Origin of the sequence: Borreliella valaisiana VS116 (assembly GCF_000170955.2) — a bacterium.
Classification (GTDB): domain Bacteria; phylum Spirochaetota; class Spirochaetia; order Borreliales; family Borreliaceae; genus Borreliella; species Borreliella valaisiana.
Map to the genome: position 1 here is coordinate 885,574 of NZ_ABCY02000001.1, position 16,596 is coordinate 902,169.

General features: G+C 27.5%; 9 protein-coding genes. 4 read left to right on the plus strand and 5 right to left on the minus strand.

The genetic code is table 11. The features are described from left to right. Positions 1-4 precede the first annotated feature (4 nt). On the minus strand, positions 5-2,224 hold the full coding sequence (locus BVAVS116_RS04190; protein WP_006068954.1) for an AAA family ATPase: 2,220 nt from the start codon (positions 2,222-2,224) through the stop codon (positions 5-7). Positions 2,225-2,246: 22 nt separating this feature from the next. Then, the gene (locus tag BVAVS116_RS04195) at positions 2,247-3,956 is read right to left on the minus strand and encodes a phospho-sugar mutase (RefSeq protein WP_006068600.1); all 1,710 of its coding nucleotides are present in this window, start codon (positions 3,954-3,956) and stop codon (positions 2,247-2,249) included. Positions 3,957-4,093: 137 nt separating this feature from the next. On the opposite strand from BVAVS116_RS04195, the gene uvrB reads away from it, so the two are divergent. From uvrB to BVAVS116_RS04210, 3 genes are read left to right on the plus strand one after another with little or no spacing between them, the layout of a single operon-like run. Then, complete coding sequence (gene uvrB, locus BVAVS116_RS04200; RefSeq protein ID WP_006068670.1) at positions 4,094-6,088, plus strand: excinuclease ABC subunit UvrB; 1,995 nt, start codon at positions 4,094-4,096, stop codon at positions 6,086-6,088. Between the two features lie 16 nt (positions 6,089-6,104). Further along, positions 6,105-8,957 carry an excinuclease ABC subunit UvrA gene (gene uvrA / locus BVAVS116_RS04205; RefSeq protein WP_040351371.1) on the plus strand — a complete coding sequence of 951 codons (2,853 nt, stop codon included), beginning with the start codon at positions 6,105-6,107 and terminating at the stop codon, positions 8,955-8,957. Continuing rightward, a complete protein-coding gene (locus BVAVS116_RS04210) occupies positions 8,912-12,361 on the plus strand; it encodes an LPS-assembly protein LptD (protein ID WP_006068240.1) in 3,450 nt (1,149 codons plus the stop codon). Before uvrA ends, BVAVS116_RS04210 begins: the two co-directional genes overlap by 46 nt. Positions 12,362-12,370: 9 nt before the next feature. On the opposite strand, the gene BVAVS116_RS04215 is transcribed toward BVAVS116_RS04210, so the two are convergent. The 3 genes from BVAVS116_RS04215 to BVAVS116_RS04225 are packed head-to-tail and all read right to left on the minus strand — an operon-like array spanning position 12,371 to position 15,123. After that, complete coding sequence (locus tag BVAVS116_RS04215; RefSeq protein WP_006068955.1) at positions 12,371-12,922, minus strand: hypothetical protein; 552 nt, start codon at positions 12,920-12,922, stop codon at positions 12,371-12,373. Then, positions 12,891-13,490, minus strand: coding sequence for a ribonuclease H family protein (locus BVAVS116_RS04220; protein WP_006068839.1), 600 nt, complete (start codon positions 13,488-13,490; stop codon positions 12,891-12,893). Before BVAVS116_RS04220 ends, BVAVS116_RS04215 begins: the two co-directional genes overlap by 32 nt. A gap of 10 nt (positions 13,491-13,500) precedes the next feature. Then, the gene (locus tag BVAVS116_RS04225; RefSeq protein ID WP_040351353.1) at positions 13,501-15,123 is read right to left on the minus strand and encodes a hypothetical protein; all 1,623 of its coding nucleotides are present in this window, start codon (positions 15,121-15,123) and stop codon (positions 13,501-13,503) included. A 185-nt stretch (positions 15,124-15,308) separates the two neighbouring features. Between BVAVS116_RS04225 and arcA the strand changes: the two genes are divergently transcribed. Continuing rightward, positions 15,309-16,538 carry an arginine deiminase gene (gene arcA / locus BVAVS116_RS04230; protein WP_006068565.1) on the plus strand — a complete coding sequence of 410 codons (1,230 nt, stop codon included), beginning with the start codon at positions 15,309-15,311 and terminating at the stop codon, positions 16,536-16,538. Positions 16,539-16,596 lie beyond the last annotated feature (58 nt).

The following is a 16,596-nucleotide window of genomic DNA, read 5'->3' on the forward strand; positions in this document are numbered from 1 at the left end:
TCCTTTATTCTATTATTATTTCTTCTTTTTCTAAATGAATTGTTATTTTATTTATGTTTTGATTTTCAGCTATTTTGGTGATAATATTTTCTTCTATTTTTTCCTTTATTGCAGCAATCACGCTTCTTGCTCCTGAATTTTTTTTATAGTATTTTGTGGTTATGAATTTGTTAATATCTTTTTGTATTTCTATTTCAATTCCTTTAGAGTTTAATTTTGTTTTAAGGGCATTTAAGTAGTTTTTGCAAATTTCTTCTACATTGTCCTTTGTAAGAACATTTAAGATAATTTTTTTTTGAATTTTGTCTAAAAAGGACAACTTAAATCTTTTTTCAAGATCTTGCTTTATTTCTTCTTTAAAATTTTTTGTTTCTGCGTTTTTTTGTTGATTTTTGTTAAATCCAATATTATTCTCTCCAAGAAGCATTCGAGATCCAACGTTTGTAGTCATTATTATAAATGTGTTTTTAAATAGTATTTTATCTTCTTTGCTGTCAATAAGTTCTCCATTTTCAAGCATTTGACTTATTAAGTTTAATATAGAGTTGTGGGCATTTTCAATGTTTTCAAACAATATTAAAGTTTCAAATGAATTTTTTAATTTGTTTGTTAAAATTCCTCCATCGGAGTAGCCCACGTATCCTGGATTTGTGCCAATTAATTTTGAAATAGAGTTTTCTTCTCTGTAATCTGACATATCTAGTTTTAATATTGAATTTTGATCCTTAATAATTTTTTTAGATAGTTCATCAGTTAGAGTAGTTTTTCCACATCCATTTGATCCTATTAACAATATTGAAGTTAGAGGTTTGAAATCGTCATTGAGTCCAAGTTTGACTTTAATAATTTCTTTAATAAATTCGCTTACTGCATGTTTTTGCCCGATCACTTTTTGATTAATTTTGTTCTCTACTTCTTTTAATTCTAAAATTTCTTCTTTTATGTTATTTGCTGTTTTAATAGATAGTATTTCATTTATTGCTTTTTGTATATCATCCGATGTTATGATATTGTCTTTTGTAAGCTCTTCCTTTTTAATTGCACCGGCAATGTCTATTATATCTATTGCTTTATCTGGAAATCTTTTATTTATTAGATATTTGGATGAAAGTTTTACTATATTTGTAAGCGCACTTTTTTCATAGATCACCCCATGATAGTCTTCGAAATTTTTTGCAATATTTTTGATTATTTTTAGTGTATCTTTTTCATTTGGCTCTCTTACAGTAATTGTTTGAAATCTTCTGGCGAATGCTTTGTCTTTTGAAATATATTTTCGGTATTCATTGTAAGTAGTTGCTCCAATAATTTGTATTTCAGCTCTAGAAAGTGATGGTTTTAATATATTTGATGCATCAAGAGATCCTTCTGAGTTCCCAGCTCCTATTAAAGTGTGTATTTCGTCAATAAATATTATTGTGTTTTTATTTTTTTCAATATACTTAATTATATTGTTTAAACGGTCTTCAAACTCACCTCTATATTTTGTTCCCGATACCAAATTTGAAACTTTAAGCATTAAAATTGTTTTGTCTTGTAGTTTGCTACTTATTTTTTTTTGGACTATGCTTGATGCAAGTCCTTCAACTATTGCTGTTTTTCCTACCCCAGGCTCACCTATTAGCATTGCGCTATTTTTGTTTCTTCTCAAGAGTATATTTGTAAGAGTTTTAAGCTCTTCTTCTCTTCCAATCAGGGGATCTAATTTTTTATCTTTTGCAAGTGCTGTTAAATTTTTGACATACTTTCCGATTTCGAAGTTTTCATTTTCAAGTCGTATTTCTTCATCAAATTCTTTGTAGGTTTCAATTAATCTTATTTTATTTTTTTCCATGTATTCTAATATATTTTGATCTTTAAAGTCGAAGCTGGATTTACTTAGTTTATATTTTTTTAGGAGTTTTTTGTTTTTTAATATTTGATAGAAAATTTCTTTTGATCCTATTAAGGATTTAGATTTAAACTCCTTTTTAGCTTCTTTTATAAGAGTAAAGATTTCTTTATTGATTTTTGGAATCATTATTTCATTTTTTTCTATTAAAATTTTTTCTAATTTATCTATTTCACAAATAACTTCTTGTTTAATGCTTTTAAGAGTTTTGGTGTCTATGAATTTTATTTCAGATTTTTTGGGAGTAGTAATTATAGACATTAATAGGTGCCAAATTGAAACCTCTTTATTTTTATTTTTTCTTGCAATTTCTTTTGAATCTATTTCTACCAAATTTATTAAATTTTCTGTTATGTTAATATTTTTTTATCTCCATCTTTATTGCATTTATTATACCAAATATTTTATGTTTTTCCTTATATTCGAGTTTTACAGATATGTAAAATTTAATTTTTGGTTCTGTTCCAGAGGGTCTTACGGTTATTGCAATTTCGTTTTCAAGTATAAATTTTATTGCGTTTATAGGATATTTATATTCTTTGATTTCTGAAATTTCTTTTTTGAAGTTGATCTTTTTAAGAGTTTTATAGTCTAATTTTTCAATTATTTTAATTCCTGCGAATTGCATTTTTTGTTCTTTTCTCAGCTTTAACATTATTGCTTCTCTTTGAATTTCTCCGTTAGCTCCTTCAAAGTTTTTTTCTATATTAAATTCTTCATAATATCCAAATTCTTTATATATTTTTTCAAGATAATTTTTAATTGTTTGTTGCTTAGCTTTTAAATCAAGTACTAAAGAACAAATTCCTTTTATTGCTGAAAATGCATCCTTATCTCTAACTGTTTTTCCTATTAGGTATCCATGACTTTCTTCGCATGCAAAAGCAAATTTTTTATTTGGTTCATTTTTTTCCATTTCATCAATTAAGCTTCCTATCCATTTAAATCCCGTGTAAGTTCTAAAAATTTGAGAACCATATTTTTTTGCAATTTTTTCTAGCATTTGTGTTGTTACAAACGATGATATTACAAATGTATTTTTAGGATTTATTTCTTTTGAGAGTATATAGTTCATTAAAATGCATGATATTTGATTTCCGTTTAAGAATATCCATTCGTTTTGGTCTTTAAATGCAATTCCTATTCTGTCAGCATCTGGATCTGTTGCAAGTGCAATGTCACAATCTTCTTTTTTTGCAAGCTCTATTACTTTAATCATTGATGTTTTTTTTTCTGGATTAGGATATTTTATTGTTGGAAATTCGGAGTTTGGCATTATTTGACTTTTTTCCAAAAAAAGCTGTATTTTACTATTTTCAAAGAGTTTTTTTATTATGGTTCCACCGGTTCCATGTAGTGCCGTGTAGGCTATTTTTAAGTTTGTTTTTTTACTGCTCTTTTCAAAATCAGAGAATTCTTTGTTTATTGTTTTTACGTACTCTTTGTCTATTTCATTGCCGAGTTCTTTGATAATCTTTTTTTCAATACCTTCTTTTATGGTAATTGTATTTATTATGTTTTTTACTTTTTTAATTTCATTAGTTATTAGTGTGTCATGAGGAGGCATCATTTGGATTCCACCTTTCCAGTATGCTTTGTAACCATTATATTCTTTTGAATTATGACTTGCTGTTATCATAACACCAACATCACAATCAAATTTTCTTATTGTATAAGATAGTTGGGGGGTAGGTCTCAGTTTTTTGTATATATATGTTTCAAAATTATTTGAGGCAAAAATTTGAGCAGCGCTGTAAGCAAATTCTTTTGAAAAATATCTTGAATCATAACTTATTGCAACTTTGGGGTTTTTATTTATTTTAAGTACATAGTTACATATTCCTTGGCTTATTTTTTTTATATTATACGTGTTTATGTAGCATGTTCCAGCTCCAATGATCCCTCTCATTCCAGCAGTGCCAAATTCTAGATCTTTGTAAAATCTGTTTAGAATTTCTGGTTCATTATTTGTTTTTTGAATTTTTATTGCTTCTTTTTGGAAATATATATCTTCTTCAAGAAGAATGTAATTTTCCAATTTTCTTTTAGCTTCTATTTTTTGCATCAATTATCCTTTTTATTTTATTTTTTCAAACAAAGATTAATTAAATTATATTGATTTATAATGAATTATATACTTGATATAGAATTTATTATTAGATAATTTATAAGAATGTATATTAAATTTTGGTCGTTAAATTAATGATAGATTTTTTTTTGAAGTCAGAATATCTTCCTGCTGGTGATCAACCTAAAGCAATAAAAGAGATTAAAAATTCTATTTTGCTGGGAAATAAGTATCAAACATTAAAAGGTGTTACAGGGAGCGGAAAGACTTTCACAATTGCAAATATAATTAGAGATCTAAACAGGCCCGCCTTAGTTGTCAGTCATAACAAAACATTAGCAGCACAGCTTTATAGAGAGTTTAAAGATTTTTTTCCAAACAATGCCGTTGAATATTTTGTTTCTTATTATGATTATTATCAGCCAGAATCCTATGTTCCTTCAAAAGATTTATTTATTGAAAAAGAAGCTACTATTAATACTGAGATAGAAATCAAGCGAATAAGGACGGTAACGTCTCTTGCCAAAAGACGAGATGTTATTGTTGTTGCAACCGTATCTTCAATTTATGCGCTTGGATCTCCAGATTTTTTCAAAAAATCAGCACGAGAATTTTTTGTAGGCCAAAAAATTTCTATTAAAGAAATATCAGATATTTTTGTAGAGCTTTATTATGAGAGAACTTTGATAAATCTAGAGAGAGATAAATTTTCAATTAAGGGAGATATTGTTGAAATTTGGCCTAGCAGTGAGCATGGAGAGTTTGCTTATCGAATTTGTTTGGATTTTGATGAAATTGTTAAAATATATAGGATTACTTCCTTTTCTAAAAAAAATTTAGGAACTACAAATAGTTTTACTCTTTTTGCTAAATCTTATTTTGTAATTCCTTATAAAAATGTATTAGAAGCGATACCCAAAATATCTCATGATTTGGATCTTCAATGTCAATATTTTAAAGATAATGGCAAGCTTGTAGAAGCCGAGAGACTTAAGCAGAGGGTAGGGTATGATTTGGAAATGCTTAGAGAAACAGGATTTTGCTCGGGCATTGAAAATTATTCTAAATATTTGAGTGGAAGTACAATGGGAAGACCTTATTGTCTTTTTGATTTTTTCTCGAAAGATTACTTATTGTTTGTAGATGAATCTCATGTTACGTTGCCTCAATTTAGAGGAATGTATAATGGAGATTATTCTAGAAAATTGAATCTTGTTAACTTTGGATTTAGACTTCCTGCAGCTCTTGAAAACAGACCTCTTAAATATGATGAATTTGATGCATTAATTAATCAGGTTGTATTTGTTTCTGCAACTCCAGGTTTTGAAGAGAATGAAAAGAGTAGTGTGGTTGTTGATCAAATAATTCGTCCTACAGGTCTTGTTGATCCCGAAATTATTACTAGGCATTCTGATGGTCAAATGGAAGATCTTTATAGCGAGATTCAAAAAAGAGTAGCCCTTAAAGAACGAGTTTTAATTACTACTTTGACAAAAAAAATGTCTGAAGATTTAACTGAATATTTAGTAACTCTTGGTGTAAAGGCAAAATATTTACATTCAGAACTTGACACTCTTGAAAGGGTAGAAGTTATTTCATTGCTTAGAAAATCTGAAATTGATGTTATTGTTGGTATTAACTTACTTAGAGAGGGTTTGGATATTCCAGAAGTATCTCTTGTTGTAATATTAGATGCTGATAAAGTGGGATTTTTGAGATCTACTACTTCATTAATACAAACAATTGGCAGGGCTGCTAGAAATTCTAATGGTCTTGTAATAATGTATTACGACAAAATAAGTGTAGCTATGCATGAGGCAATTGAGGAGACTAATAGAAGACGTCAAATTCAGATTGATTATAATAAAAAAAATAATATTACTCCTAAGACAATTGTTAAGAAGATTCAAAATATTTTAGAAAAAGAACTTAACAATAAATATAAAAACATTAGCTATGATTTTGAAAAAAATATTTCAGGCAAGAGATTATCTAAAAAAAAGCTTATTAATAAGCTTAAATTTGACTTAGAAGAAGCTGTTAACGATGAAAGGTTTGAAGATGCAATTGTTTTAAGAGATAAAATAAAAGAGCTTAGTGGTAAAATCAGTGTGGCTCGTAATAAATAAAAGAGAGGTGTAATCTTTGTTGAAAAATTTGAAAAAAAAAATTATCGTCAGGGGAGCAAAAGAGCATAATTTGAAAAATATTGATGTGGATATTCCAAAAGATGGTTTAGTTGTAATATCTGGTAAGAGTGGCTCTGGTAAATCTTCTCTGGCTTTTGATACTATTTTTGCAGAAGGGCAAAGAAGGTATATGGAATCCGTTTCAGCTTATGCAAGGCAGTTTTTAGGTGTAATGAAAAAACCCAATGTTGATTATATAGATGGACTTTCTCCTTCTATAGCAATTGAGCAGAGAACAATAAGCAATAATCCTCGTTCTACTGTTGGAACAATTACTGAGATTTATGATTATTATAGACTAATATTTGCTAAAATAGGTAAAGCATACTGTCCAAATGATGGCAGACTAATAGAAGAGCAATCTTTAGATAAAATAGTTAATACTATTTTAAGTTATCCTGAGGGATCTAAGGTTATACTTTTTGCACCAATTGTAAGGGGTTCTAAGGGTTCTCATAAAAAAGTTTTAGAAAAAATATTAAATCAAGGTTTCAATAAAGTTAGAATAAATTCTGAAGATTATTTAATAGAAGATGCACTTAATTTAAATTTACATAAAAATAAAAAACATACCATTGAAATTATAGTTGATAGAATTAAGCTTGATAATAATGTTCGAGTTAGGCTTGCGGAATCTATTGAGACTTCTCTTGTAGTTTCTAATGGATATTTACGAGTGGAGATTGAAAATGATTTGGAAAAAATAGACAAACTTTTTACAGAGCATAATAGTTGTCCTTTATGTGGATTTTCACTTCCTTTAATAGAGCCTAGGCTTTTTTCATTTAATAGTCCGTTTGGTGCTTGCAGTGAGTGTTCTGGTCTTGGCGTTACACTTGAGTTTGATTTTGAGAGTATTTGTCCTGACACTAGTCTTTCTTTTAATGATGATGCTTTTATTACATTTAAGACAAGCTCATCTTGGTCTGTGGCTATTTTTAAAGGACTTGCCAAACATTATAATTTTAAATTAAATACTCCCGTAAAAGACATTCCAGACAAAATTCTTAAACAAATTTTATACGGTTCAAATGAAAAAATAGATTTTATTTACCAGTCTAAAGAAATGGAAGCAAAGGAGGTGGATGGGGGATTCCATTATTCCAAAAAGTTTGAAGGACTTTTACCTCTTTTGAAAAGACGATATCTTGCAACAGAGTCAGAGAGTACTAAAATTTTTTACGAAAATTTGATGTCTAAAAAAATCTGTAATTCATGCAAAGGAAAGCGTTTAAGTGTTGGAGCTTTAACTGTAAAAATCAACGGAAAAGACATTCAAGATCTTAGTAATTTATCTGTATTTGATTCTTATGTGTTTTTTGAAAACTTACAGCTTGATGTGGTGGATGAAAAAATATCTAAAGAAATTTTAAAAGAAATTAAAAATAGGCTTAAATTTTTAATTGACGTTGGTCTTTCTTATTTGTATTTAAATAGAATATCGGGCAGTTTATCTGGGGGTGAGGCTCAGCGTATTAGGCTTGCTACTCAAATAGGATCAGCACTCTCAGGTGTTATTTATGTTCTTGATGAGCCAAGTATTGGTCTTCATCAAAGAGATAACGAAAAATTAATCTCTACTCTTGTTAATCTTAAAAATCTTGGCAATACTGTAATTGTTGTTGAGCATGATGAACAAACTTTACGTACTGCGGACTATATTATTGATATGGGTCCTGGTGCTGGAATTCTTGGAGGGGAAATAGTTGCAAAAGGAACTTTAATTGATATTTTAAATAGCAAAAATAGTTTAACTGGTCAATACTTGAGTGGCAAGTTTAAAATAGATGTTCCAAGTTCTAGAAGAAAGGCAGATAAGGGAGAAATTTTGCTTTTAGGTTCTAATAAAAACAATCTTAAGAATATAGACGTAAGTATTCCTTTGGGAGTTTTTACTGTAATAACAGGTGTTTCTGGTAGTGGAAAAAGCACTTTACTTAACGAAGTATTATATCCAGCTCTTGATAGCAGATTGAAGCTTAATGGAAAGTATTGTGATGGTTTTAAAGACATTATTGGATACGAAAAAATAGATAAAATTATTCAAATAAATCAAAAACCAATAGGAAGAACTTCAAGATCAAACCCAGCAACTTATGTTGGATTTTTTACAGAAATTAGAGAACTTTTTGCTAAGCTTCCGGATGCAAAGTCAAGGGGGTTTAAAGCTGGTAGATTTTCTTTTAATGTTAAAGGTGGAAGGTGTGAAAAATGTCAGGGAGATGGGTATCTGAATATTCAAATGCATTTTTTACCAGATGTTTTTGTTCCTTGTGATTTATGCAAGGGTAAAAAATTTAATGAAGAAACTTTAGAAGTTAGGTACAAAGGAAAAAATATACACGATGTTTTAGAGATGAGTGTTTTTGAAGCTAAAAATTTTTTTGAGAATGTTCCAAAAATCCATCATTATTTAAAATTTTTAATTGAAGTTGGACTTGAATACATTAAATTGGGGCAATCTGCAACAACTTTATCAGGAGGCGAAGCTCAACGCATCAAGTTGGCTTTTGAGTTAAGTAAAAAGAGCACAGGTAAAACCTTTTACATTATTGATGAACCAACAACTGGATTGCATTTTGATGATATAAAAAAGTTGTTAGAGGTTTTGCAGCGGTTAGTTTCTAATGGCAATACAGTCGTACTCATAGAGCATAATTTGGATGTAATCAAACAAGCAGATTATATAATAGATTTGGGTCCTGATGGTGGATTGGCAGGGGGGAATATTGTTGTTTCTGGTATTCCTGAAGAGGTTTCAAAATGCGAGAATTCCTATACAGGAATGTTTTTAAAAAATCTTTTGTAATATTATTATTTTTTTTAACATTTTCTAATGTAATTTTTGCTCAAACTGTAAATGATGAAAATTCTAGAAAAAGAAGTAAGTTAACTTTAAGTCAAAAATCTTATTTAAGAGAGCTTGAACTTTCAACCGATGAAGATTTGAAAAAATGGGCTTTGCAAGAAGGCCTAAAAGAAACGGATGTTTCAAAAATACGAGAATTGCTTTTAAAAAAGTTTGGGATAGATCCTGAGCTTTTTGTCAAAGGAAAAGGACTTGCTGGATCTGGTAGATATAAAATAATAATTGAAACTACAGACAATCTTGAAAATTTCACTTATGGACTTACTAAGGATGAAAGTATTGTTTTTGAAGGAAGAGTTAATATCTTAGTTGAAGATATTAAAGAGAATAAGAAACATAATATTAAAGGTGACAGGATAGTCCTTAATAGAGGCTCTAAGAAACTTTATTCTATTGGGAATGTCGAATATATTCTTGATATGGATACCAATGAAAAGCTTTATTTTTATGGTAATGAATTTTTTGTTGATTTTGATTCTCAAAATTTTTTATTAAAAGATGGTATTCTTCAAAAAAAAATGCAAAAAAATCAAATAGATCATATTCTTTCGTTTGGAGGAAAGGTTTTAAAAAAGATAGACAATGATGTAACTATTTTGGAACAAGCTTTTGCAACAACTAGTAAAATTCCAGAGCCTTATTATTCAATCAAAGCTTCTAAAATATGGGTATTGCCTTCAGGAGATTTTGGGTTTTTGAATGCTATATTTTACATGGGAAGAGTTCCAGTATTCTATATTCCCTTTTTTTTCAGACCGGGAGATAGTTTATTTTTTAATCCATCGTTAGGCTTAAATCCCCGAAAAGGTTTTTCTGTTTTTAATACTATTTATCTTTTTGGTAATAAATCTTCAAGTGAAGATTCTTCTTTTTTGGATTTTGATTTCAATTCTGTTTATAATTCGGGTAAAAAGCCTTATATAAGAAATGGATATTTAACTTATTTTTTTGCAGAAAATTTAGCATCTAATCCTAATAAAGATTATGTCAAGTTAATTTTTGATATTTATGCTAATCTAGGATTTTATTCTGGAATTGATTTTGATTTGGGCAATACTTTAGGTCATTTTAAAACTTTGGAAGGAAATTTTGGATTAGGTTTTACTAGAAATGTTTATAGTTACGATGGAGGATATTATCCTTTTAATACTAGAACTTTAAAACAATCTCTTTTTAGTTTTTCTAATCTTAACAAAGGAGATGTATTTGGGTTTGAAGTTCCTTTTAGATATTTACTTAAATTAAAAACAGAGTTTCTTTTAAAAGATGCACTTTTTTCAGTTATTTTAGAGCATTATTCCGATCCATATGTCAATATTGATTTTAAAGATAGAATAGAAAGTGCTACATTTTTTTCTCTTTTAAATTTAGATAAAGATTTGGTTAAAGAGCAAACTAGCATTAACACTTTTGATTGGAATTTGTCTTCTTTTTATAACCGAACATTTAATGATAATTCAATCTTAGATTACAAATTAAATAATTTGGGCTTTAGATTCAAATTGTCAGAATATGAAAATCTTTATGTTAAATCTCCTTTAGAAAAGCCAAAAGAGTTTAATGATCCTACAAGAAAATGGTTTTATTTGGAGAGAATTTATGTTCCATATATTGATTTAAATTTCCAAAAAGACCTTTATAATAATCAATGGACATTTTCAGCTGATTCTAAAGAAATGATAATGCGTCCAGAAATTAAAAATTTAGAAGATAAAGATAATGACAAAAAGAGTGTGGAGGGGAAAAAGACTGAAAAAATAAAAAATTTAAATAAAAATTTATATATTCCTCCAGAACCAATAACTTTAAAAAATATTGATCAATTTGATTCTTTTTTTATTAGGTTTGGCATTAATCCTTATTTAAGAAATAATATTTTTTTTAATAATTATGGCATTACAAGTCCAAAGGACTTTAATTATGAAATAACAAATTATTTATTTGATATAAAAAATAAAACAGATATAAAAATCCATGCTGATTTCTATAATCGTTTAATTACTTTTGAAAATTTATTATATCTTAATACTGTTGAGTATAATCCTTTAAATAAAGATTTTAAAGTTGAAGATAAAGATAAAAAAAGTGAGCATTCTATTATTAATCAAGTAAATTTAAACTTGCTTCCTTTTATTAGATATCCCTTATTCTCTAGAAGTATTTTAAAGTTTGAGAATAAGTCTACTTTGTATTCATTTAATAAAAAATATGATTCCGATGCAAAATCTTTGCTTAATAAGAATAGTAGTATTTTTTTATCTGATCCGGAAACTTTTTATCAATCTTTAACAGCTTCTTTGATTTATGATTATAGCTATTTTAGTACGGAACTTTCAGGTGAATTAAAAAATAGTTTTGAAGATATTAAGGCTTCTTCTGAGCTCAAACTTTCTTTAGATTTTCCTTATTTGCTGCAAGAAGTTGGGATTGGAATTAAATATCATAAAAAGTTTAAAGAAGATGCTATTAAAAATTCTGGAATTTCTGTTGCTCAATCTTTATTAAATCCTTTGGAGCCCCAAAAACCATCATCACCTTATAAAAATTTAGAAATGTCACCTGCTTTGTATTATAAAATTGAGCCAAAATATTTGAATTATTTTAAATTTAGTTTTTTAGCCGCTTATGATCCTTTGATAAATAGAGTTTCTGAACTTTCGTTTAAGCTTAATGTTTTTGATTTTCAGGTTTTGTTTGCGATGAAAGATGACTTTGAATATAATTATGATTCTTTAAAAGGAGATTTTTTCAAGGTTGGCACTACAACTAAACTTGTTCCGTATTCCTTAGATTCTAGTTATAAAAAGGAATTATATGTTTTAAATTTTTTTGACAAAAAGCTTTCTTTTACTTTAGGAATAGATGTTGGCTGGAAAATAAATTTGCAGAAATTCACAGATAATGAACTTTGGTCTGCATTGACTTTTAAGTTTAAATATACAGAATTTTTAGAAATTTACTTTTCTACTTTTTCTGTTAATACTAAGACTTTTAGATACTTTAAAGGATATATGGATCAAATTGGTGTCGAGACTGTCAATATTTTCGCTGATTTGTTTAAATCTTTTAATTTCTTTAATTCCGAAGACAGAAAAAATTCACTTTTCAAAATTAAAAAATTTTCATCAGGCTTTAAATTTAGTTTTTATGATTGGAGATTTGTTGGTGAATATAATTTAGAACCAGATTTGCTAAAAGGATCTGATGGGATTTATTCTCCCATTTGGAGAAATAATTTTACAATTTATATTTCTTGGAATTTTTTTGCTCCTGTAAAAGCATCATTTGAAAACAATAAAGATACAAATTATGAGCTTAGCATTAATAGAAAAACAAAAAAATAATAACGGGTTTTATTTATTAGTAACATTAAATTTTATAGTTCTTGTTATTAGAATATTTATTGTTTTTTTTGTTTCGGTCCCTACTTTTGTTATGTTGAGTTTGAAAATAGACGGATATTTAATAGCTGAGCTTAAGGTATCATTGTTTTTGTTTTTAGAAAAAATTTTTAATGGATACGCTTTAAATTTAAATGAAGTTTTAGGACCAATAAAAAATTCTCTATATTTATTTTTGTACTTTGTTTCATTGTTTATTGCAAGATCTTCTTTTTTTAAGACAATTTTATTGTTGTTAAGACTAGTGTTTTGCCAATTTATTTTTACTATGTCTAAGCTATTGTTTGTAATTTGAATATAAATATATTCATTTGTCGCTTTAATTACATCGATATTAATGTATTTGGAGGGATTTGCTAAAACTTTAAAATCAGTTTTATAATCATGATTTATTTTTATCGTTGTACAACAATAAAAATAAATCATTGACATCAGAAATATTATTTTTATATATTTTTTTGTAATAATATTTTTACTTAGTTTTGTGAAAACCAAGATCTGCAATATTTTCATTTCCCGGAATAAAAGAAATTTTTCCACCTTGTTCTTCAAATTTTTTCCTTAGTTCAGTTGTCTTTTTGATTAAATTGATAGTAATTTGTTTTAAATTTTTGGCATTATAAATTCCTTTTGACCAATAGTCAATTATTAATTTACTGTCGCCAAATATGTTTGTTATATTTTCTTTTAATGCTATTTTGATTGCTGTGTACAGGGCAAGTAGTTCTCCAAAATTATTGCTAATCCCTTGAAAATTTTTAACATAATGATTTCCATATTCATTAATCAAGGATTTATCTAAGATTTTATCCAATATTGAAATCCTTTTTTCATTTACAACCCTAATTTCTACGCCCTTTCCTCTTCCTGTTCCAGAATCAAAATATATTCCAATTGGGTTATGATAAATTTTATCCCCAGCATTTAATAGCCAATTTTGAGCTTGTTCTATTGTTTTAAAACTTTTTATTTTATTATTTTTTCCTTTAATAGTAGCTTTGCATTTTTCCCAGGATTTGAAAATAATTTTTTCATTACTATTGATCAAAATGCATGCATAATATTTTTCCATATACTAGTTATTAACTTCCCGAGCACCAGAGGTTTGTTATATTACAAGCTCTTCCAAAAATTTTTTCTTCCGATTTTTTAAATTCCATTGCATCTACTATTTCTTTATTGTAACCAATGAATTTTTCTTTTAAGCTTGGTTTAATGAGCCTTTTTGGAAGTACGCTTGGGAGTATTCCTGTAATCGTATAAGACATGTAAAAATTGTAAGCGGCTGCATTTATTTCTCCAGGAGTAATTATTCCCGAAATTTCGTAATTTCTTGATACATTAAGTCCGGCTATTTTATATATCCTATCAACCACTAAAGAACAATAGGTTTTGTTATGAATTTCTTCAAGATTAAATGAATCTGTCCATAAGTTAGAAGATATTAATGGAATCATATATCCAAAATTATTGTCAATATATCTGCTTCTTCCAAAATTAATAGCTTTTTGAATTGTTCTTGTGTCTGTTATTGGAGAGAATATTTTTAGTATTCTTGATTGTACATATGTTGACAGTTTTTCATATCCTGAACCTTGAGTAGATGCTGTATCGAATTTGATTTGATTGCTTGTAATTATTGATTTTATATCAAAACTGTCATTTCCATTGAATGCAATTTTTTTAGTAGCCTCATATTTTTCTTCATCAAATATTCCTACATGTTGCCAAAAATAAAAAAACTCTGTCCAGTCTATTTTTGGTTTTATAAGTATTATGTCACCATTTGATAAAAGAGATCTTAATTTTTTGGGCGTTATTTCAATTCCTGTATTTGGATCTATTATTTTTGATATTAGATCATATTGGTTCATATTATTGGAGTCAACAGTTGTTGACCTTTTTCTCCTTCTTTTAGGTGGAGGTGATTGTTTTGAATAATACAATTCATTGTGAAGATCTGCAATTGTTTGTTTTTCAATTATTGTTTTTATTGTACTGTTTTCAACTTTTAAAAAGTACATAAATTGTTCAAAGTATTTTTTATCTTTTATTTTTAATAATTGATTTGCTATTATATGAGGTGCAACATATTCTTCCCCATCTATTATTTCTTTTGTTATTGAGTTTATATTTTCTTGAGGAAAGAATGAATTGATATGGCTTAATTGTATGTATCCTAAATTTTTATCATGGAATGTTTGTTCAATTAAGTTTAAAATTTCTTTTTCTAGGTACATTTGCGATTCTATTAATGCTGTCAATTTTTCATTATCTGAATTTGTATGATTAAAATTTGTTTTTTTTTCAAAAGCAGTATCAATTTTAATTGTTAGATTGCCATTAAGGCTGCTTTGATCTATAAATCTTTTCCATTCTGTTTCATTATTTAAATAATTTTTATAAGCATTTAAGTAGTTTTTTATTTCTTCTAGTTTTTGTGGACTTATTTTTATTTTTGCTGCGGTTTTTTTTATTAAAAAAGAATTATCGTTATTGTTTAAAATTTCTTGGATACTAGATATTGGTATTCTATATTCTGTACTAGAATAATTCTTTATTAAAGAACTTTTTAGTGGTGTTTTTTGTGTTAATATGATTTCTGATATGCTTAGATTTTTCGACTTATTATCCCCAATTAAGGAGCAAGAGAATGTTAAGATTTGCATAGTCAATATTAATACGAATCTATTAATTTTCTTCATGGTAGTATTTTAACATAGTTCTTGTTAATGTTTTTGATTTAGAGTTTTATTTTAAAACTTCTTTTTTTGTTTTTACTAATTCTACACAAATAATATTTTTTTTAAAAATTTTAATAAATAGTTGATCTTTCTTGATGCAAACTATAATATTTCAATATATAGCAATTTTTGTAAAGGAGGAATAGATGAACGGATATTTAAATCCAATAAATATATTTTCGGAAATAGGTCGTTTGAAAAAAGTTTTGCTTCATAGGCCGGGAGAAGAATTAGAAAATTTGACACCCTTTATTATGAAAAATTTTTTATTTGATGATATTCCTTATCTTAAAGTTGCAAAACAAGAGCATGAAGTTTTTGTAAGTACTTTGAAAAATAATTCAGTTGAAATTGAATATGTTGAGGATCTTGTTAGTGAGGTTCTTGTTTCTTCTGTAGAGCTCAAAAATAAATTTATATCTCAATTTATTTTTGAGGCAGAAATAAAAACAGATAGTACAATTAATTTTTTAAAAGATTATTTTTCCAATTTAACTATTGAGAACATGGTTTCTAAAATGATTTCGGGTATTGCAAGAGAGGAGCTTAAAGATTATGCATATTCTCTTGATGATTTGGTTAATGGTGCAAGTCTTTTTATTATTGATCCTATGCCCAACGTTTTATTTACCAGAGATCCTTTTGCTAGTATTGGCAATGGAATTACAATAAATAAAATGTCTACTAAGGTTAGGCACAGAGAGACAATATTTGCAGAGTATATTTTTAAACACCATCCCATTTACAAAGAAAATGTTCCAATTTGGCTTAATAGATGGGAAGATACTTCTTTGGAAGGTGGAGATGAGCTTGTTTTAAACAAAGATCTTTTGGTTATTGGGATTTCCGAAAGAACAGAGGCTAAATCTGTAGAAAAACTAGCTACTAACCTTTTTAAAAATAAAACTTCATTTAACACAATTTTGGCTTTTAAAATTCCTAAAAATAGGACTTATATGCATTTAGATACAGTTTTTACTCAAATTGATCATAGTGTTTTTACAAGCTTTACGAGTGATGATATGTATTTTTCAATTTATGTTTTAACTTATAATTCAAATTCCGGTAAAATTCATATTAAAAAAGAAAAATCCAAACTTATAGATGTTTTGAGTTTTTATCTCGGTAGAAAGATTGACCTAATAAAATGTGCAGGTGGGGACTTAATACATGGCGCAAGAGAACAATGGAATGATGGTGCTAATATTTTGGCTATAGCTCCGGGAGAAGTAATTGCTTATTCTAGAAATCACGTAACTAATAAGTTGCTCGAAGAAAATGGTATTAAAGTTCATAGAATTCCGTCTAGCGAGCTTTCAAGAGGTCGTGGTGGTCCAAGATGCATGTCTATGCCTTTAGTAAGAGAAGATATTTAATATTTAAAGCTAAAGTCAAATGGATTAAATGACTTAAAATGGGCTTTAAAAGCTGATT

What these genes read in the sequence shown, in the direction of transcription:
- BVAVS116_RS04195 (WP_006068600.1), bottom strand. Translation starts at nt 3,956, where the DNA reads ATGCAAAAAATAGAAGCTAAAAGAAAATTGGAAAATTACATTCTTCTT.
- uvrB (WP_006068670.1), top strand. Translation starts at nt 4,094, where the DNA reads ATGATAGATTTTTTTTTGAAGTCAGAATATCTTCCTGCTGGTGATCAA.
- BVAVS116_RS04210 (WP_006068240.1), top strand. Translation starts at nt 8,912, where the DNA reads ATGCGAGAATTCCTATACAGGAATGTTTTTAAAAAATCTTTTGTAATA.
- BVAVS116_RS04220 (WP_006068839.1), bottom strand. Translation starts at nt 13,490, where the DNA reads ATGGAAAAATATTATGCATGCATTTTGATCAATAGTAATGAAAAAATT.
- BVAVS116_RS04225 (WP_040351353.1), bottom strand. Translation starts at nt 15,123, where the DNA reads ATGAAGAAAATTAATAGATTCGTATTAATATTGACTATGCAAATCTTA.
- arcA (WP_006068565.1), top strand. Translation starts at nt 15,309, where the DNA reads ATGAACGGATATTTAAATCCAATAAATATATTTTCGGAAATAGGTCGT.